This is a genomic window from Synechococcus sp. MVIR-18-1, from assembly GCF_014279835.1.
Lineage (GTDB): Bacteria > Cyanobacteriota > Cyanobacteriia > PCC-6307 > Cyanobiaceae > Synechococcus_C.
Genome location: NZ_CP047942.1, coordinates 880350 through 898635 on the forward strand (window position 1 = coordinate 880350; position 18286 = coordinate 898635).

Annotated in this window: 24 protein-coding genes; 15 read left to right on the plus strand and 9 right to left on the minus strand. The window is 54.6% G+C overall.

Annotated features, from left to right (window positions below):
- Complete coding sequence (locus SynMVIR181_RS04675) at positions 1-852, plus strand: carbohydrate ABC transporter permease (RefSeq protein ID WP_255444445.1); 852 nt, start codon at positions 1-3, stop codon at positions 850-852.
- Here SynMVIR181_RS04675 and SynMVIR181_RS04680 read toward each other — a convergent pair.
- Positions 842-1213, minus strand: a complete 372-nt coding sequence (locus SynMVIR181_RS04680) for a hypothetical protein (protein WP_186590154.1) — start codon at positions 1211-1213, stop codon at positions 842-844. The genes SynMVIR181_RS04675 and SynMVIR181_RS04680 overlap by 11 nt on opposite strands.
- A 142-nt stretch (positions 1214-1355) precedes the next feature.
- On the opposite strand from SynMVIR181_RS04680, the gene SynMVIR181_RS04685 reads away from it, so the two are divergent.
- Positions 1356-1601, plus strand: a complete 246-nt coding sequence (locus SynMVIR181_RS04685; RefSeq protein WP_186590155.1) for a Nif11-like leader peptide family natural product precursor — start codon at positions 1356-1358, stop codon at positions 1599-1601.
- A gap of 86 nt (positions 1602-1687) precedes the next feature.
- A complete protein-coding gene (locus SynMVIR181_RS04690) occupies positions 1688-1969 on the plus strand; it encodes a 2Fe-2S iron-sulfur cluster-binding protein (RefSeq protein WP_186590156.1) in 282 nt (93 codons plus the stop codon).
- Here SynMVIR181_RS04690 and SynMVIR181_RS04695 read toward each other — a convergent pair.
- Together SynMVIR181_RS04695 and SynMVIR181_RS04700 are read right to left on the minus strand one after the other, a co-directional pair.
- On the minus strand, positions 1966-2172 hold the full coding sequence (locus SynMVIR181_RS04695) for a hypothetical protein (RefSeq protein WP_115070654.1): 207 nt from the start codon (positions 2170-2172) through the stop codon (positions 1966-1968). The two genes, SynMVIR181_RS04690 and SynMVIR181_RS04695, sit on opposite strands and share 4 nt — an antisense overlap.
- Positions 2173-2287: 115 nt before the next feature.
- Complete coding sequence (locus SynMVIR181_RS04700; protein WP_186590157.1) at positions 2288-2743, minus strand: hypothetical protein; 456 nt, start codon at positions 2741-2743, stop codon at positions 2288-2290.
- 96 nt (positions 2744-2839) lie between these two features.
- Here SynMVIR181_RS04700 and SynMVIR181_RS04705 point away from each other — a divergent pair, with 96 nt between their 5' ends.
- The 6 genes from SynMVIR181_RS04705 (at position 2840) to SynMVIR181_RS04730 (ending at position 5476) form a co-directional block, all read left to right on the plus strand.
- Complete coding sequence (locus SynMVIR181_RS04705; protein ID WP_370593876.1) at positions 2840-3097, plus strand: hypothetical protein; 258 nt, start codon at positions 2840-2842, stop codon at positions 3095-3097.
- 10 nt (positions 3098-3107) lie between these two features.
- The gene (locus SynMVIR181_RS04710) at positions 3108-3410 is read left to right on the plus strand and encodes an MTH1187 family thiamine-binding protein (protein WP_186590158.1); all 303 of its coding nucleotides are present in this window, start codon (positions 3108-3110) and stop codon (positions 3408-3410) included.
- A gap of 107 nt (positions 3411-3517) precedes the next feature.
- On the plus strand, positions 3518-4072 hold the full coding sequence (locus tag SynMVIR181_RS04715; RefSeq protein ID WP_186590159.1) for a hypothetical protein: 555 nt from the start codon (positions 3518-3520) through the stop codon (positions 4070-4072).
- On the plus strand, positions 4065-4361 hold the full coding sequence (locus SynMVIR181_RS04720) for a hypothetical protein (RefSeq protein WP_186590160.1): 297 nt from the start codon (positions 4065-4067) through the stop codon (positions 4359-4361). Before SynMVIR181_RS04715 ends, SynMVIR181_RS04720 begins: the two co-directional genes overlap by 8 nt.
- A gap of 41 nt (positions 4362-4402) precedes the next feature.
- Complete coding sequence (locus SynMVIR181_RS04725) at positions 4403-4810, plus strand: hypothetical protein (RefSeq protein WP_186524981.1); 408 nt, start codon at positions 4403-4405, stop codon at positions 4808-4810.
- Positions 4811-4813: 3 nt separating this feature from the next.
- Positions 4814-5476, plus strand: coding sequence for an RluA family pseudouridine synthase (locus SynMVIR181_RS04730; protein ID WP_186590161.1), 663 nt, complete (start codon positions 4814-4816; stop codon positions 5474-5476).
- 6 nt (positions 5477-5482) lie between these two features.
- Here the strand turns inward: SynMVIR181_RS04730 and SynMVIR181_RS04735 are convergent, their stop codons facing one another.
- Positions 5483-7588 carry an HDIG domain-containing metalloprotein gene (locus tag SynMVIR181_RS04735; protein WP_186590162.1) on the minus strand — a complete coding sequence of 702 codons (2106 nt, stop codon included), beginning with the start codon at positions 7586-7588 and terminating at the stop codon, positions 5483-5485.
- A 71-nt stretch (positions 7589-7659) separates the two neighbouring features.
- On the opposite strand from SynMVIR181_RS04735, the gene folD reads away from it, so the two are divergent.
- The 5 genes from folD (at position 7660) to SynMVIR181_RS04760 (ending at position 13781) form a co-directional block, all read left to right on the plus strand.
- A complete protein-coding gene (gene folD, locus SynMVIR181_RS04740) occupies positions 7660-8541 on the plus strand; it encodes a bifunctional methylenetetrahydrofolate dehydrogenase/methenyltetrahydrofolate cyclohydrolase FolD (RefSeq protein WP_186590163.1) in 882 nt (293 codons plus the stop codon).
- Positions 8542-8582: 41 nt separating this feature from the next.
- Complete coding sequence (crtE, locus tag SynMVIR181_RS04745) at positions 8583-9521, plus strand: geranylgeranyl diphosphate synthase CrtE (protein WP_186590164.1); 939 nt, start codon at positions 8583-8585, stop codon at positions 9519-9521.
- Positions 9522-9523: 2 nt separating this feature from the next.
- Positions 9524-10039, plus strand: coding sequence for a divergent PAP2 family protein (locus SynMVIR181_RS04750; RefSeq protein ID WP_255444447.1), 516 nt, complete (start codon positions 9524-9526; stop codon positions 10037-10039).
- Positions 10036-11508 (plus strand): AAA family ATPase, encoded by a 1473-nt coding sequence (locus SynMVIR181_RS04755; protein ID WP_186590165.1) that lies wholly within the window; start codon positions 10036-10038, stop codon positions 11506-11508. Before SynMVIR181_RS04750 ends, SynMVIR181_RS04755 begins: the two co-directional genes overlap by 4 nt.
- Positions 11509-13604: 2096 nt before the next feature.
- Positions 13605-13781 carry a hypothetical protein gene (locus tag SynMVIR181_RS04760; RefSeq protein WP_186524988.1) on the plus strand — a complete coding sequence of 59 codons (177 nt, stop codon included), beginning with the start codon at positions 13605-13607 and terminating at the stop codon, positions 13779-13781.
- 153 nt (positions 13782-13934) lie between these two features.
- On the opposite strand, the gene SynMVIR181_RS04765 is transcribed toward SynMVIR181_RS04760, so the two are convergent.
- Together SynMVIR181_RS04765 and SynMVIR181_RS04770 are read right to left on the minus strand one after the other, a co-directional pair.
- A complete protein-coding gene (locus SynMVIR181_RS04765; RefSeq protein ID WP_186590166.1) occupies positions 13935-14621 on the minus strand; it encodes a GAP family protein in 687 nt (228 codons plus the stop codon).
- Between the two features lie 442 nt (positions 14622-15063).
- Entirely contained in the window at positions 15064-15576 is a 513-nt protein-coding gene (locus tag SynMVIR181_RS04770; protein WP_186590167.1) for a hypothetical protein, read from the minus strand.
- Between the two features lie 176 nt (positions 15577-15752).
- Between SynMVIR181_RS04770 and SynMVIR181_RS04775 the strand changes: the two genes are divergently transcribed.
- Positions 15753-15908 (plus strand): hypothetical protein, encoded by a 156-nt coding sequence (locus SynMVIR181_RS04775; RefSeq protein WP_186524991.1) that lies wholly within the window; start codon positions 15753-15755, stop codon positions 15906-15908.
- A 20-nt stretch (positions 15909-15928) separates the two neighbouring features.
- Here the strand turns inward: SynMVIR181_RS04775 and SynMVIR181_RS04780 are convergent, their stop codons facing one another.
- From SynMVIR181_RS04780 to SynMVIR181_RS04790, 3 genes are read right to left on the minus strand one after another with little or no spacing between them, the layout of a single operon-like run.
- Positions 15929-16522 carry a histidine phosphatase family protein gene (locus SynMVIR181_RS04780; RefSeq protein ID WP_186590168.1) on the minus strand — a complete coding sequence of 198 codons (594 nt, stop codon included), beginning with the start codon at positions 16520-16522 and terminating at the stop codon, positions 15929-15931.
- A 60-nt stretch (positions 16523-16582) separates the two neighbouring features.
- On the minus strand, positions 16583-16933 hold the full coding sequence (locus tag SynMVIR181_RS04785) for an acylphosphatase (protein ID WP_186590169.1): 351 nt from the start codon (positions 16931-16933) through the stop codon (positions 16583-16585).
- Entirely contained in the window at positions 16882-18270 is a 1389-nt protein-coding gene (locus SynMVIR181_RS04790; protein ID WP_186590170.1) for a cobyrinate a,c-diamide synthase, read from the minus strand. Before SynMVIR181_RS04790 ends, SynMVIR181_RS04785 begins: the two co-directional genes overlap by 52 nt.
- Positions 18271-18286: the final 16 nt, after the last annotated feature.

Below are 18286 nucleotides of genomic sequence, written 5' to 3' on the forward strand. Positions count from 1 at the left end.
ATGGCGCTCAAATCCATGTCGCTTAAGTCCACCCTGCGTCCGGCTCCCCTGCTGCAGTTGCTGCTGCTGATCCTGCTGGCACTTGCCGTGCTGGTTCCTCTGCTGTGGCTGGTGAGCACGTCTTTAAAAGGTCCCGCTGAAGACATCTTCACGAGCCCTCCTTCGCTGTTTCCGAGCCAGCCCAGCCTCGATGCCTATGGGCGGCTGTTTCGTGATAACCCGCTTTGGACTTACATCTTCAACAGCTCCATCGTCAGTTTTCTTGCGGTGGTGGCCAATCTTTTGTTCTGCTCCCTTGCGGCTTACCCCCTGGCGCGGATGCGCTTTTTTGGACGGGGCCTTGTGTTGGCCCTTGTGGTGGCAACGATTCTCATCCCTTTCCAGGTGGTGATGATTCCGCTGTATCTGCTGATGGTTCAGCTTGGCCTGCGCAACACCTTGATGGCGCTGGTGATTCCTCAGGCGGCAACCGCCTTTGGCTTGTATCTCTTGCGGCAAAGCTTCCTCGGTGTGCCCGTTGAACTGGAAGAGGCCGCTCGCATCGATGGTTGCAGCAAGCTCGGTGAGTGGTGGAACGTGATGATTCCTGCGGCTAAGGCTGATTTGATCACCCTGGCGATGTTCGTATTCATCGGCACCTGGAGTGACTTCCTCTGGCCCTTGGTGATCCTTGATGATCCAGGCCTGTTCACCCTGCCGCTCGGACTGCAGCAACTGGCCAGCAGCTTTTCCCTCGATTGGCGGATTGTGGCAGCCGGTTCAGTGGTGTCGATCCTGCCGGTGCTGGTGATGTTTGTGCTGCTCCAGCGTTTCATCCTTCCCAATGCCAGTGGGGATGCCGTTAAGGGATAGGGATGAAGTCCAGGCTCGTGTTTGGTTTGAACGCAGGCTTCATCTCTCGTTCTACGGGCTTGGGCGTTGATTCAAGTCTCTGGCGTCGTTGACGTTCCTGCGTGAGCCAGTCCTGCTGGGATCGCCTTGATTCGCCAATCTGCTTCTCTAGATCCTGTTGACGGCGTTGCAGGAACTCCAGCTGTTCCTCCATCAAATTGGTGGTGTTCACCTCGGTTTGTTGTTGTTCGAGCTCATGGAGTTGAAGTCGCAGCGCACGGATCGCATCGGTGTGATGACGGAATCCTTGCCAGAGCCCTAGGAACAACAGGGTGAGCAGGGGTAGGGCCATCGCTTCGATGACACGCCATCGAGAAACCATGGTCGGCGAAAAGGCTTGTTTCTTGTTTGCCCATGATTGCCGACGTCAGGTCTGCCCTGCTTTGAACGGTGTCAGGTTGTTGCGCGCTAAACGCTGAACGGGTGGGGTGCTGGTGTAGATCAATTTCAATTGACCCTGGGCCATGTCGCTGCAAGATCTCGATCAATTGCTTGGCTTGCGTCATGACGATCCGGCTTTGGCAGAGCAACTTGCCCAGCCATTGCCCTTGGAGGAGTTGATCGCCCTGGCTCAATCACGAGGTCTCACGATCACGGAAGACGACGTGTTTCAGGCTCAACAGCGTGAGCAGACCAAGGCCAGCGCCGCTGATCTCCAGCAACAAATGGCCCCCGAGTCCAGACGGCTCAGGCACTTCATTCCAGGTTGATCTTGGCGCTAATCGTTTGGGATCTCTGACGATCTAAGACCGTGCTGTTCAATCTCGTTAAAAAGAGTCTGATCTCTTGATGCGTCATGGCTTCTTTCACGATCAACATCGAAGGTGGATCCAGCTTCAGCTGCGCCGATGATCAATACATTCTTGATGCGGCTGAAGAGCAAGGCATTGATCTCGCCTACTCCTGCCGGGCTGGCGCGTGCAGCACATGCGCTGGAAAAATCCTCAACGGAAGCGTTGATCAGGCTGACCAGAGCTTCCTGGATGACGACCAGATGTCGAAGGGCTTTGCCTTGCTTTGTGTGAGCTATCCGCAGAGTGATTGCACGATCAAGTCCAACGTGGAAGACGAGCTTTAAGCGAGCTTGATCACGTCTGGGGTCTCGCCATGGGTCTGGCCAATTAACAAGGCATGGCTCACAGCTCCCTCATGGCTGTGAAAACTCCATGCCGCTTCAACGCTGGAGACCCCTTCAATCGACTGGGTTTGATGATTCAAGCTCAAGTAGCTACCCGTGCAGTTTTGACGCAGCACATAGCGTTCAGCAACGGGGGCTCTCATGGCGTTCTCATCAAGGCTTAATTCAGGGTTAGCGGTGGTCGAAGCGCGATCTTTCGGCCTACAGAATTTCCTTTGTTTTGAACCCTTGACACTGTTACTGAGCGCCCTAGATCCGCTATTCGCGGATTGTTGAATCGTTTTCGGTTGTGAACGCAGATCGGCGGGTCCAGACCAATCCATCAGGGGCTGGTGCTTGTTGCTGATGCCCCCCATTTCGGAACCAGGGATCGTTTAACGCCTCGAAGCAGCTGGGATCGAGCCCCCAGGTGTTGTGGAGGTAGTCGGAGCACATCTGCTCTGATGCAGCTTCGTTTTGTTGCCAGTGCACCAAAGAAAGACGCGTGGGCCGAATCGTTACGACCGCAATCTTTCCAAGCGGTGCCTTCTCCGGGTCTGGTTCGACCGATTCTTCGACCCGTTCTTCCGCTACAAACAACCGCAACGCACTGCTGCAATCGCGCCCATCTAAGGGGTATTTGTCGAGGTAGAGGCGTCGTGCTCGCTTGAACAGTGCTGAGGGCGCGCGCACCATCAGCTGCTCAAGGGCGTCTTGGAGTTGTGGGTGGCTCATCGTGAGCTGATCGTGACGTTTCGGCTGTCTTCTAGCTTCCCCCCTGGCGTTGTGGCACAGAGGTGGAAGACTAGGGACAGCTGCGTGATTGGAACATTGCCGAAACTTGTTCGTTCTTTATACCGATTGATCGCATTAGACGGCAGTCCCCATCCGGTGCTGGATGCTCCCTATGAATCGATGGATGCCGCTGAAGCAGCCGCCCAAAGCTGGTGTTCTGGTCAGGGGCGTGATCTCTCTCTTCAGCAGCGTGGAATTGGTTTAGAGGTGCAAACAAGTTGCGGTGCTTGGAGAACGATTCGCTACCCGCAGGCTTGTCTGCGCGATGGCGGAGAGCACTCCCCCGTTCATTGAGATTTAACCGATGAACGTGAGCGTGGATCTTTGTGTTGTGCCGGTGGGCCTTGAAGGTTCGTTGGCGCCGTGGGTGGCCATCTGTCATGAGCTGATTCAAGACTCGGGACTTGAGTACGAGCTCGGGCCCAATGGAACAGCGATTGAGGGCGATTGGGATGCTGTGTTTGCTTGCGTGAAGCGCTGTCATGAGCGCCTGCACGGGGAGGGGGTGCCAAGGATTCACACCACGCTTCGCGTGAATACGCGCGTAGACCGAGAACAGTCGTTCCGCGACAAAGTTCCCAGCGTTGAGCGTTTGATCCAGCACTGAGTATTCCTCAGGCTTTGGGTCTGGCGCAAATCTGTAGATCCAAAATTGCGCGTTCTCATTTGTCTCTCCTGTGTCTTGAATGAGATCAAGCGTCGGTTAGGCCGTTGATGTGGCAATACGTTCTTCGTTCCAAACGGTTCGCCCTCGTGGTGCTGGGAGCCCCCTTGATCGGGGCAATCTCGATTGGAACTTCAGTGAGTGCCCAGTCATGGGCTGACATCGGGAACTATTCCTCTCTTTTGCGTCGTGCCGGCACCCAAACCTTGGTGGCAAAAGACTGCCCCTCTGGACTCTTTGGTGCTTTTCATGCCGGACGGAATGCCTTGCTGTTGTGCTCCAACAACCTTCGAGATGATCCGGCTCAAGTGTGGACTGTGCTGGCCCATGAATCAGCGCACGTGATGCAGCATTGTCAACAAGGGCCTCTCTTGCCTGATCATCAGATTGGCAACGCCCTTGCCCAAATTGAGAAGCAGTCGTTGAGCGCGTTTCAGGAATTGCGGCTGTACCACCAGTCCCAGCGCCGCGATGAAATTGAGGCCAGGCTGGTTCAAGGATTGCCGATGGCTGAGGTGGAGGCGTTGTTTCGAGGTTTTTGTGGCGATCGGCTAAATCGGCATGCTCCAAAGAGCATTCCTGCTGTGGGGTTAGGCGATGGATGAGGACGCTCCGATCACGCCGATTACCGGTCCCAACATCGATGCAGAGGGCCGTCTCACCTACATGGGGGAGGACGGACGTCGTTATGTGGTGATGGATGGCGACGAACGGGATGAAACGTCCTCAGCAGCCGTCATGGAGGCACTGCGTAGTGCTGGAACCTTGTTTGAGGAAATTGAAACGCTTTGCCAGGGCTGGGTGGATGAGGTGAGTGACGCTGCCTTAACCCGGTCAGAAGCGGTTGCCTTACTGCTGGCGACCCTTGAGACCTTGCTGGATGACGAGAGCTGACACTCCGGTGTTTACGGTGGCCATTCCTGGTTTGATCGTCGATGGGTCCCAAGTTGCCCGGCTACTGGTTGATGACCTGGCTTGGACTCACCGGGAATTTCCTGGCTTTGCCGGTGATTGGTCTTGTTGCTTTCCAGGCATCCAGCCTTCAGGCCGCAACCATCAGCGTGGCGTTTGCGCTCGCCTGGCCGGCGGCGATCGTGGGGATCGTTGCCTCTGCTGGCTTGCTCGGTGAGCGGCACTGGGGGGTGATTTTGGCCATCGTCTCGCTGTCGATGGCTTTGGCTGGATCTCTGCCCTATGGCATTGTGCGCCTCTCCTTGCTTGCGTTTGGGGGAGGGGAGCAAGCGATTGCGTTGGGTGTGGCCTCGATTGTGTTGGGCGTTCTCAACGTGCTGGCCCTGCTGTATTGGTGCCGTCCCGGCCATCGCCGTGGTGGTCGCCTCTGAGCGATGGCCGAGGTATCGGAATCGCTTGAAGGTTCATCCCTCGCGGGACTCTTCATTCATTGCTGGCATCCACATTTTGTGGTTGTGGAGAAGCCGTCCGGGTTGCTCAGTCAGCCCGGTCTTGGCGATGCCCAGAGCGATTCCTTGATCACCCGGGTGCAAGCTGTTCGGCCGGAACTTCGGCTCGTGCATCGTCTCGATCGCGACACCTCCGGTTTGCTGTTGTTGGCCCGGGATCAAGCGAGCTTGAAGGCGCTCGGAGGCTTGTTTGCTGATCGCAAAGTGCACAAGTTGTATGCGGCCGAAGTGCATGGCCATCCCGAAGCCCTGTCCGGGTCGGTGCGCTTGCCATTAGCGCGTTTGTCTACCCACCCACCTCGTTATGGGCCTCACCGGGATGGTCGCTCTTGTTTGACCTTGTGGCGTTGTGCACAGCTGGGAACCGATCGCTCACGCCTTTGGCTCTCTCCTCGAACAGGCCGCTCCCATCAATTGCGGGCGCATTTGGCAGCGATTGGTTTACCAGTGATCGGCGATCCGATCTATGCCGCACCTGAGCAGGGCTCCTCTCTTGAACGTCTTCACCTGCATGCGCTTGGTTTGAGCTTTGCTGATCCCTTCAGCGGGCAGCGCATTCGGGTGCGCTCTCCCCTGCCTTGGGCCTAGGGATATTTAGGCGCTGAAGCTGCGTTTTGCAGGGATTGGATAGGGAATCCGGCGATGCCGCATGCGCCTCCAGACGCGCACAAAGGCATGCATCACCAGATCAACTTCGGCGCGACTCAGACCGCTTTGACTCAGCTGCCCATCGGCCAAGCGCGCCTCCAAGATGCGTTTCACTGTGGTTTGCGCTTCGCTGTCGCTGGTGTCGGGGGGAAGGGATCGCAAGGCGGCCTCACAGCCGTCAGCCAGCATCAAAATTCCGGTTTCTTTCGATCGAGGCGTGGGGCCTCGATAGCGAAATAAGTGTTCCGAAACCGTTGGATCTTTTTGCTGGGCTTGATGCAAGAAAAAGCCCATCCGCAAGGTGCCTTGATGCTCTGGAATGAAATCCGCGATCGGCCGCGGCAAGCGGTAGCGCCGAGCCAATTTGAGGCCTTCATCCACATGGGCTTGGAGAACTCCGGCACTCGCGACCGGATCGTTCAATTTGGTGTGTGGATTCTCTTCGCCGGTGGTTTGATTTTCGATGAACCAGTTCGGAGCATGGAGTTTGCCCACATCGTGATAAAGGGATCCTGTTTTGATCAGATCCACATCGGCCCGAATCGCACGCGCTCCCTCCTCGGCCAACCCGCAGATCATCAATGTGTGTTCAAACGTTCCAGGTGCTTCTGACGACAACCGGCGCAGCAGTGGGCGCTCTTGATCGGCCAGTTCCATCAAACGGGCCCGCGTGAGCAGGCCGAATGAGCTTTCCAGCAGCGGAATCAGCAGAATCGTGAGCATCATCAGCAGACCCATCAGCAAGGCCTCAGACGCGAGTTCTCCGGTATCGGGAGTGAGCCGTGTCCAGGACAGGTTCACGGCTTCAAACGGTTGACGCAGCACCACCATTTCGGCGACTAACGCACCCAACGGCAGCAACACTGCTAGTTGCAACAACTGAGCTCGGCTGCGTAATCGTCCGGCCTGAATGGCGGCGATCGCCGCAACGGCAGCGGTAATCAGCAGCCGGCCTTCGCCCAATCCGCTCACTGGAGTGGGCCAAAGCAAACAGCTCACCGCCATCCAGGTCAGACCACTGGTGGTTCCGAGGCCTTGAGCGAGAAGCAGGGTGGGTGGCACGATCACAGCCAGTGGGCTCACCGCTGCACCGAACCAAATCTTGCTGAATTGGCTGATCAACAGCAGGCCGATCGCCAGAAACCCGTGGGAGGCCTCAAGGCAGGGCCTTTCCCGTTTCATCACGAGCAGCATCACTCCACAACTTGCGAGGGCTTCGGTGAAACGCAACAACCAAATTCCGAGTTTCGGGCTGCGATTGATCAGCCCAAAGAAATCGAGTACGTCGTAGGCCTGGGAGCTAATCGGTTCGCCTTTGCGGGTGATCAGATCGCCAGCTTTCACTTCAATGCTTGGAATCCCTTGCTTGGTGATCAGCTCTTCGATCAGTCGTTGACTGCGCAGCGGATCGGTTTGGAGGTTGCTAGCTCCTTGAAGCGTTGTGGTGGCGATCTTGCTGCCGAGGGTTCTTGCTGGAACGTTCTCAGGGCCTAAGGCTTCGAGTTGCAGTGATGAAGCCTTTCTGAGCTGCTCAATCGCCAGTGTGTTCACAAGGCCTTGGCTGAGCATGCGATCGACAGCCCTACGGATCGCCATATCCCAGTTTTTGCGATCGTTTTGCGAGCGTTTTTCCAGCCAACGTTGCTCGTCTGCGGTCAGATTGACGGGGCCAATTCGGTCGATGTTCTGGCTTCTGGCGACGCGTTCTAATTCGGCAAGATGCCGCTCGAGTCTGAGCTTGAGGAGGCTTGATTGCTGTTCATCCACCACCTGTACAAAGGTGTTGGGCATCAAGCTAGATCGCCTTTGATCGAGCGCTTCGCTGTCGACGACCCTCGCTGCCTTCGGAGCAATCGAATCGAATGGCGCTGGGATTCCAGGTCGTAAGTCGGGTTCCACCAGCCATGGCCAGCTGGAGACCAGGGCTACGGCAATGCAGACCACAAGCAATCCCGCCTTCTGAAGGCGGTTCCAGCGCAGCACAGGGCGTCGCGGTGACTCACTCCGCAACCAGCTTCTCCAGAGCTGGGCTAGGGGATGAGATCGGAACACAGCTGTTGATCACTGATACAGACGCTAACCCCACTGAGGAAGCAAACTGGGGTCAGTGTCAACAGACCTCGATGGCTCTCAGGCTGGATGGCAAGCAGCTCGCCGCGCAGCTTGAAGTGCGTTTGCAGCAGCAGATTCAAAATGGCATGGCTTCAGCAGGGCGTTCACCAGGCCTGGCTGTGCTCCGTATTGGCGACGATCCCGCCAGTGCGGTCTATGTGCGCAACAAAGAGAAGGCCTGTGCACGCATTGGGGTGGAGAGCTTTGGCTCCCATCTCCCAGCTCATGCTTCACAGCAGGAGGTGTTGACAGCCATCCGCGAGCTCAATGCTGATGAACGGGTGGATGGGATCCTGCTCCAGCTGCCGCTGCCAAAGGGCTTGGATGAGACCCCGCTGCTGGCTGAAATCGATCCGAACAAAGATGCCGATGGATTGCACACCTTGAATCTCGGGCGCCTGTTGAAGGGTGAGCAGGGTCCACGAAGTTGCACACCTGCCGGTGTAATGGTGATGCTTCGTGATCAGGGCATCGATCCCGCCGGCAAACGTGCCGTCGTGGTGGGCCGCAGCATCCTGGTGGGCCAGCCGATGGCCCTCATGCTTCAGGCGGCGAACGCCACCGTCACGGTGGCCCATTCGCGCACGCAAGATCTGGAATCGATTACCCGTCAGGCTGAGATTCTTGTGGTGGCAGCAGGTCGCCCCGAAATGATCGGTGCCGATCACATCACACCGGGTTGTGTGGTGGTGGATGTTGGTATCCATCGCCGCCCTGAAGGCGGGCTTTGCGGTGATGTGCGCGCGGAGGAGCTAGAACCCGTCGCTTCAGCTCTTTCTCCAGTCCCTGGGGGGGTTGGCCCCATGACGGTCACGATGTTGCTGGTCAACACTGTGGTGGCCTGGTGTCGACGCCATCAAGTTGCAATGGAATTGTCTGATTTGGTGGTTTGACCCCCTCGGCCTGAGAGAATTCCCTCAGCACTGCGCTCACCATGTCCGCTGCGGCCACTAGCCCCGAAAGCGTGCCGCCCTCCGGTGAGCTCCCCTCCACGTTTGACTTTGCGGAGTACCTCAAGCTCTCCCGCGATCGTGTGGAGATGGCCCTGGATTCCTCGATGGGGCCCGAGCGTCCTGAATCCTTGCGTGATGCGATGCGCTACTCCCTTCTGGCGGGGGGGAAACGCTTGCGGCCGATTTTGTGTCTTGCCGCTTGTGAATTAGTCGGGGGATCGTCCGAACTGGCCATGCCAACGGCGGTGGCTCTGGAGATGATCCACACCATGTCGTTAATTCACGACGACTTGCCGGCCATGGACAACGATGACCTGCGCCGGGGACGTCCGACCAACCACAAGGTGTATGGCGATGCCATGGCCATCCTTGCCGGTGATGCCATGCTCAGCCGTGCTTTTGAAATGGTGGCCGTCCGCAGTCCAAACGTGCCGGCGGATCGCTTGTTGCGGGTTGTTGGTGAGTTGGCTCTTGTCTCTGGAGCCCCTGGTTTGGTTGGTGGTCAGGTTGTGGATCTTGAATCCGAGGGCCAAGCGGTTGACCTTGAGACCCTCGAGTACATCCACCTTCACAAGACCGCGGCGTTGCTGCGTGCCTGTGTGGTGACCGGAGCTCTGATCGGAGGCGCGAGTGATGACCAACTGCAGGCGATGCGCACCTACGCCAATGGCATTGGTTTGGCCTTCCAGATCATTGACGACATCCTCGACGTAACCGCCAGCAGCGAAGTGCTTGGCAAAACGGCCGGCAAGGATCTGCTCGCCGATAAAACGACCTATCCCAAGCTTTTGGGACTTGAAGCCTCGCGTGAGAAGGCGTTGCAGTTGGTGCGGGAGTCCAAGGCTGCGCTTGAGCCTTGGCGCAACAAGGCAGCTCCCTTGTTGGCTCTCGCCGATTACGTGGCGAGTCGCGATTGTTGACCATGACGATTTCAATGATCTCAACGCTGTCCATGCCTGCTCAGATTTTGGATAATGCTGTGCTCGCCTGGGGATTGGCCGCCTGCGGGTTGGCGCAGTTCTCCAAGCTGTTCCTTGAATTGGTGCTGCATCGGCGCTGGAGGCCGGCGGTGTTGTTTGAAACCGGAGGGATGCCTTCGAGTCACTCGGCATTGGTCACTGGCACAGCCGCTGGAGTGGGCTGGCAGATGGGTTTTGATCAGCCTGCGTTTGCGCTGGCTGCCACGGTGGCATTTGTGGTGATGTACGACGCCAGTGGGGTGCGCCGAGCGGCTGGATTTACGGCCGCTCGGCTCAACGAACTTCCTGATTCGCTCTGGCCCAACCCTCCGGAGAAGCCCCTCAAAGAGCGGCTCGGTCATACGCGCACGGAGGTGTTGGTGGGCAGTTTGCTGGGACCTTTAATCGCACTCCCTGGACTCTTTTTTGTGGGGTCGCCCCTTCATTTGGCCCAAACGTTTGGTTTGTTGAGCGGGTGAGCAGGCTGAAGCCCTCTGAGGCCATCCTTACCAACGATCAGCAGACGGCAGCTGCATTGTTTGAGACCTGGCTGGCAAACGAGGATCCCAGTATTCCGTTTGTGTTGAGCGGTTACGCCGGCAGTGGCAAAACCTTCCTCTCGATGCGTTTGCTGCGCCAAGTGGAAGCGACGGGGCTGTGTTGGACCGTTGTCGCCCCCACCCATAAAGCGGTTGGGGTGTTGCGCCATGCCCTTGATTTAGAGGGGCTCCACCCCACGTGGTACCCCTCCACCATCCATCGACTGTTGCGGCTCAAGTTGCGTCGCCAGGGGGATCGGGAGGTTTGCGAATCCACCGAACAAACGGCGGCCTCGTTGGAACATCTCGGCCTGGTCCTGGTTGATGAGTCCTCCATGGTCGATAGCTCGCTGTTGTCTGTCGCACTGCAGTGCGCGCATCCTTTCAAAACTCGGCTTGTGTTCGTTGGCGATCCGGCCCAGCTTCCGCCGGTGGGAGAAGCGGATAGCCCTGTGTTCTCCATGGACCGCGCGATCACAGCGTCGCTTAAGCAAGTGGTTCGTCATCAAGGGCCTGTGCTGCAGCTGGCGAGCTGCTTGCGGGATGGACGCTTGCCCTGTGAGCTGCCGCCCTTAATGCCTCCGCTGCGCAGCGAATTGGGTCAGGTGGGTGTTCTTAATCGTTCGGCTTGGCTAATCCAGGCTCAAGATGGCCTGCGCCGGGCTGCGGCCTGTGACAACCCAGATGCAGCGCGCATTCTTTGCTACACCAATCGCACCCTGGATGCGCTTGTGCCCCATGCACGACGCGCCATTCATGGTGAGATGGCGGATCAGATGGCTGTTCTTCCTGGAGAAGTCTTGATCAGCCGTACAGCGGTGATGGCGCCTGCCTCCCGCGATGGGGCCGAAACAGGGGAAGAACCCGATCTAGTGCTGGGCTCGAATCGGGAAGTGGTGGTGGAGGATGTCACCCCCGAACGTTGTGACCTCGCTGAATTTGGGTTTGCGGGGGAGACGCAGATGGCACTCGCTGGATTCGAGGCACCTGTTATTGACACTGTGACAGCGAGGGTTCGTAGTGGAGAGCTAGAGCTCAGTTTGCGCTTGCAGCCGCCTTCCGGGAGTGCAGCAAGGCAGCGCCTTGATGGGGTCCTTCAGGGGTTACGCACCCAGGCAAGGGATGCGGGAAAGCGGGGTGGACGGCCTCTTTGGCGTCAGTATTTTTTGATCCGTGATGCTTTTGCCTCGTTGGGTCCAGCGGCCGTGCTGACTGTTCACCGCAGTCAAGGCAGCAGTTTTGGAGAGGTGTTTGTTGCCGATGACGTGTTCTGGCCGCAGGATCTTGTCCTGCGGCGGCAGTTGGCCTATGTCGCGGTGAGTCGAGCGCAAGAGGCGGTCTGGATAGCGGGAAGGTCGTCATCAGTCAAAGCCGTGGAACGTTGGACTCGGGCGCTGAGGACTGAATAACACCAATGAGAGTTCTGGGCTTAACTCCCTGACTGCCTATTCATCTGCAATTGGCAGGATTTCAGCTTTGAATGAGGTTCCACCTCATAGAAAGACGCTCATCTAAAGCAGTGCATTCATGTCTTGATGCCCTGCAAATTAGCTCGATGCAAAAGTATCAGATGATTTAAATGAATAAATTGCTCGAAAGCACTGTCTTGGCTGGGATCTGTACACAATTCTTGGTCGCTCAACACCCTCAGTAGGAGCCATTGGCCTCGACGATTTACGACAGCATTGTTTGCAATGAATTGATTGACGCTGATGATTATTTCTGCTTTAATAGAACTAGAGAGAAAGGTGAGTAATTATGCTGACAATTAATTGGGTAGGAACTGTCGTTTTGATCGTATTAATTGCAGGAATGACATGGGTCTCTTACGTAGAAACCCATCCAAAGTGTCTATGAGGGATTTGCGATAAGTATTAATGCTTGGCTATATCGAATGCTTATCTCTCCCTATCCTCTAAAAAAGTCCCAGGTTCCAGATGCTTCGTGATGCACATCGTCACGCAAACTCCATCCTTGAGTCCGCAACTTGTGACGCATTCAAGATAAGCATCGACAGCATCCCAGCGTTCGGTGATTGATTTGCAACTATGTTCATTTTTGAATGCTCTCATCTTGTGCTCCCAAGTGGAAATTGATTACGATGGTTTTTATTTTTTGGCAAGTAAATCATTACGATATAAATTGTTCCTAGGTTAATTTGCTCATCTGAGATGAATTAAGGGCAAGCAAGATAGATCCGGCCTCTTTATATTTGCTTAATATTTACCAGTTATCGATCATTCTTTGGCATTAAAAAACGCCTGTACCGAGGGGTGCAAGCGGACTCTGTTGAAGTGATTTTTAATTTGCAGCAATTAGTGTATTACAGCTGAAAAGCAGAGATGAAATAATGTGTATGTGGCGATACCAATTGAGATCGCTGGAACTGTAAAGCTCATGACTACTCCTGTGGATAACAGTAACTTAATAGGAGGAATTTGCTTCTTTGGCATTAAGAGCTACACAATTCTTCTAAAGAGTAATAATACCTAGACAACTATGCTTGTTTTGCTCTCAAGCGCAGTCCGAAGAGCTAATGTTTGATGAGCTAATGTTCAATCAAGTAGTAACTACTCTCTTTGATCGTGTGGAATTAATCAATCTATAAAGCGCATACCGGAGGCAAGGCACTATTTTTAACATCGTAGATAAAGTCTCTGCTTTGATCGATCTCCTGTGGAGATTCAGCTACCTTGCTAACAACTTCTAATGCCAAATGCATCAGTTGTCCATTTGGGATGTTTTCATTCGTTGAGGTCTGCGGATCTGCCACGAGTAGGACATTGAATTAATGATTAGTTTATTGTTCGCTTTTGACAGTGTTTGTATCTATAGGCACTCTCTTTGTTATGAAGCCTACGCAGAAGGACTCCACATAGATTAAATCTGGTTGGTCTTAAGGTTGAAGGCTTACAGATTTTGCTTAGTAGCGAAAGTTACATCGTGATTCTTGCGGTGTATGCACTCAGTATTGAGCTCGTAACAAGTTTGGCAATGCGAGGCGATCAGTATGGAAAGAAAGAAGTCGTCTGTATCTGTACCCTTCCAACCTCTAGCTATCTCCCTGAACCGCTCCTGACAACAGACGCTCTTGGCGTATGCAAGCTGTAGAAAATTTGTTAAGGAAGGGTTAGCCCTTTGTTGGTGTGTGTGAATTCGAATGATTGAGTAGCTCGGCCGCCAATAAATCCTTGGCCAGCATCGATAAACCTACACCCATCAGAGCCAGAGCTAGGCCTTGATGGGTGTCTGCACTATTAGATACCTTTCTGGAAAGTTCTAGGTGTTGTTTCCAGGAGAAGTGCATTGAAAACAGGCGTCACCATGCTTTTTAGGCTAATTAGTGGTTTCAATCAAAGGTATAAGGCCCTTTAGGCAACGATCTGTAATATGGGAAATGTAGTGACTTGAGCATGTAATCCTCAAATCAGTTGCAATCACTACCTGATTGATTTGCGATGTTATGCCTTACGGGTTAACTTCAGCGCACCTAGCAAAAAGACCAATGGATCCAATTGCTTTGACGATCGGACAAATGTTCGAGATCGAGAAGTTTTCAAGAGAAATTGATAGTTCTAAAGACGTTGAGGAGTTGCAATCTATTGCTAAAAACCTTCTTGTCGCTTGGAAACAGCAGCAAGCTGCATCTGCTTGGATCATCCGTCAGCAACAGGGACTTTGAGTGCATTGAAAGAAAGCATCAAACCGGCCTAGAGAAATGGTTGCCAGAATTTTCTCTTGTAACCTTTTTCGTAGGTTCAATCCTTTTAATTGTGGATCTTGATGTTTAGTGCTGGCCCACGGCACGGCTTCACGTCCCACCTTCATTTCAGCCCTAAATCAGGGTAAGACCGCTGATTCCTTGCCAGCCGAGATAGCCCCCGATTCCGATGCTGACGGCGGCTAAAACCAGCTCGCCTCGAGCAAACAGCACCTCTTTTCCGCGTTCTAATACAGGCACGACTTTTTCTCGACCAATCGCAACGGCGATTAAAGGGGTAAGCATCAACAGGCTTGCTCCGATCGTGAAGGCCAAAAGGCCAATCAGTTCTTGCCAAGTAGGCAGTTGAGCGGCTAAGACAACGCCTGCTGATTTCGCGAACAGCACGAGATCATCAGGACTGGCAACTTCCGCGACCGCACCCAACACCAACAGCAAAGGGAGGGGCATGTTCACAAAGCGATCCACGCTTGCGGTCCATGCCGGCGGTGTGTCTCCATCGGTGAACGATCGCAGCAATTCCCTACTGCCAACGGCGATTAAGGCCCCACCAGCGAGGAGATCCAAGCCCGTTCGGTGATGGGAGCCCTGCGTCATGTCCAGTACCAGTGAATGCCCCACAGTCACCAATAGAGCTGACGTCGCCATTGTGGTGACAACCCATCCCGCAACGAACCAGCCCCCGCGTTGTAAGGGTTTCGGTCCCAGGAGAAGCAGCAGTAGAACGGCGATGTGGATCGGGGATAGGCCGATGCCAGTGCCATAGGCGAGTAGCTCAGCCCAGAGCGTGGTGTCGCTCATCGTTAAGCCGAAACACAAAATTTCAAAGTGATCGTATTAGGGCTTGTGCCCAAGCAACTGCTCAATACAAGAGTTTGCCCAGCAGTGAACCGTTGAGATCCTTGTCAGATACAGGATTTGAGCTGAGATCTGAACTGATTGGTGTCTTATCCACAATGACGAGGAAAATCAGCGGCTGAATTTCGTGGGGTGTGATGCACGCACCGCAGGGTTGGTTGAGCAATGCTCCAATCCGATTCAAGGGGAAGGTATGAAAATTTCGATAACGCCCTTAGACAAAACCGATTAACTAGCAGGTTGTAGATGTTGATAGGATACTTATATGCAACTTAAAAATCGCATCTTCTGCGTTAACTGATTGGATCTCTTGTGTAAAAAATGTAATATTTAGGCTGCCATGCATTACGTTTGAACTATGCCTTATAGTTGGATTTGTAATACGTTATTGTTTGTCTTCTTGGACTGAATAGAAGACAGACTGGACGATGATTTTAAAGTTATTTAGTTGATCGACAATTGTTTTGATCCCAGCCTCGTCGTCATCAGTGAGCAAGGGATACTGGCGATGAAAGGATACGGTAAATGACCCATCCATGCTAATAAGGTTGGTCCTTTCGTGATAGATGAATGAGGAGCACAGGCGCTTTGTTGCTAATTGAGCCATAGCGTCTTGCCCTTTTTTAAATACCCTATCGATCTGGAAGTGTATATATTTATCCTTTCCTGCATTCGCTTGTGGGTTGAATTCGGCTTCGTCTGATTTGGCGAACTCTGATTCTGTGGATTTGGTTGATCCTACTTCGTCGATACCCTCAATGGTCCAAGTCATCCCATCAAGTAAAACATTTACTTTTGCCCACTCTGGTTCTTTCATCCAGATGTCTAAGTCGCATTTATACCCCTCTTTTTTTAGCCCTTCGTAAATGTTTCGACTCGTTAGTTCAAAGGTTACCAATAGGTCACACAATTTATTTCACCCGCAACCCTAACGGGCTTGAGGCAGAACGGGACTTGTGTTTGTTTCAACACCTATTTTATTTGGAGATTGATTCAGTCAAGAGGTGAATTGATGGATAGGAATGTATAAAAAGCACCTCTTAATGGTGAGTGCGTTATTGAATATGATTTCTTGTGAGCAAGTCGTCAACTCAGGTGATTGTGTTGACGGTGGCGCACTGCATGGCTGTAAGCAGCGACCTATTCCTCATGCATTTCATTTCTATTGCCGAGCTCGATGTGCCTGCGGTCAGTCGATCCATGAGCTTGGATCTCAATCTTGTGAGTTGAGCCTGAAAGGTTTAGTCCGCTCAAAATAAGCCGTTGGTAGGGGCATTCCAGCGGGCGATCGCGCGTTGCCCCCGCTCGAAGCCCAGGATGCAGATTGTTCCTGTGCCGAGCTGGAAGTAGCGCCCACCTGCTGCACCGAGTCCCAACCATGTGCCTGTTAAGGCACGTAGCACGTGCCCATGGGCAAAGAGGGCAACATCCCCCTCACCCGGAGCCGCTAAGGCGATAGCAATGGTGTGTTCGCAGCGTTGTTGTACAGATTCCGCGTCTTCCCCATTGGGGCAGCCATGACTCCATACCGTCCAGTTCGGATTGGTCTTGCGAATCTCGGGGGTTGTGATTCCTTCGTAATCGCCGTAATCCCACTCGCGCAAGCTGTCCATGATGTGACGTTGTTGGCCAAGGCCGCCCAGCTCACATGTGCGTGTTGCCCGTTGCAGTGGTGAACTAAAAACGGCTGCAAACTGATGATTTGTGAGCGCAGGCGCAAGTTGCTTTGCCTCTTCTTCGCCCTCAGGCAATAAAGGCAGATCGGTGCTGCCTGTGTGTCGTCCGTTTTTGGCCCATTCCGTGGCTCCGTGTCGAAGCAACCAGAGCTGACGTTCGTTACCCATGGTGTGGATCAGTGCGCTGTTGTGCTGGTGGCTGTTGATTTGGTGGCTGTCTTGTTCCTCTTAAGTCCGAATGTCAAACCAGTCATGTCCAGTGACGGGCATCTTTGAGAACAACACCCTGCTCACGCTTGCTGTGCTTGGGCCGCGCTCAAACCACAGACGTAATTCGTTCAAGGCTCTTTCGCCTCCCTCCGCCTGAACTTCCACGCTCCCGTCTTTGAGGTTGCGAACCCAGCCACAAAGACCAAGATCGATGGCTCGTTGTCGGCAACTCTGTCTGAATCCCACCCCTTGCACGCTGCCTTCGATCAGAAATCTCCAGCGTTCCTTTAAGGGTTGCTGTGGCTGACGCGTGGTCTTTATGAATCCGTCGCGATCTGTGTCGCCACGGTTTCGAGAGCGGCGCGCCATCGGCATGAGATCGTCGAAGAGCTGGCCCAGTGAAGATGCACCCAGCTTGCGTGAACGGTCGGAAGTGCCCATCCCTCTTCTCTGCGATCAACATGCCAGCCATCAACCTGCCACAGCGGTTGCCATCTGCCCATAGGTTCCTCGCTGAGCTCCCAGCGGTGAAATTCATGTCCCATCCACTGATCACCCGCTTTCAGGAGCAAGCTGTCGTGGGATGCCGTTAAGTGGCGATAGCCCACCTGCAATCTCCCGCGTTGGGCGTGAAACGGTAAGACCCCTGCCATGGCATGGGTTTGTCCCTCCCCATCCATCAAACTGGTTCCCAGCATCAACATCCCGCCGCATTCGGCGTACAGCGGTTTGTGTTTTACCCAGTTGCGCAGGCCTAACAGGCTTTGTTGGCATCGGCTCAGTTGTTCGGCATGCAGTTCAGGGAAGCCTCCAGGGATCACAAGTCCATAGGCCGCTTGCGGCAACGGCTCGTCCTCCAAGGGGTGCCAAGGGATTACCGGCATCCCCAGTGCCTCGAGGCAATCCTGCATCTCGGGATAACGGAAATGGAAGGCGTTGTCCTGGGCGACGGCCACTGGCAGTGGCTCTCGCTGGGTGTCCTGTGCCAGAGCGTTCGCGAGCACGGTTTGGATCGGTTCTGGACCTCGCGTTGGCGCTGCCATCAGCCTCTCAAAGACCCCCATCTCCAGATGTTGATCAGCGATCGCTGCCCATTGCCCCAGGCGAACATTCAGTTGATCGAGTTCGTGGGCTGGAGCTAAGCCCAAATGCCGGCTGGGTAGTTCGAGGCTTGAATCCCGCGGAAGACAGCCCAGGCAGGGCACGTCAATGGAGGTCAAGACATCTTCGAGAAGCAAGCGATGGCGCTCAGTGCTGACGCGATTGAGCACCACACCAGCCAGTTGCACGTCGGGGTCAAGATCACGAAATCCGCTCACGAGGGCGGCGAGCGATCGCGCTTGGCCGCCGGCATCCACCACCAGCACCACTGGCAAATTCAGGTGTTTGGCGACGGCGGCGCTGCTTCCTTCGCCCGTTGAGCCGATCCCATCGAATAGGCCCATCACCCCCTCCACGAGGGCTAAGTCGCAGCGACCTCCATAGCCATGGAAACTGGTCTTCACCCAGTCGGGTCCGCACAAGGGCAGGTCGAGATTGCGACAAGGGCGCCCGGCGCTGGCCCCAAGCACTTGGGGGTCGAGGTAATCAGGCCCCACCTTGAAAGGTTGGATGCTCAATCCCCTCTGTTGGGCCCAGGCGATCAGGCTGAGGCTGAGCAGAGTTTTGCCGCTGCTGCTCGATGGAGCAGCGATCACACAGGCCATGCTGCTCAGCTAGGAA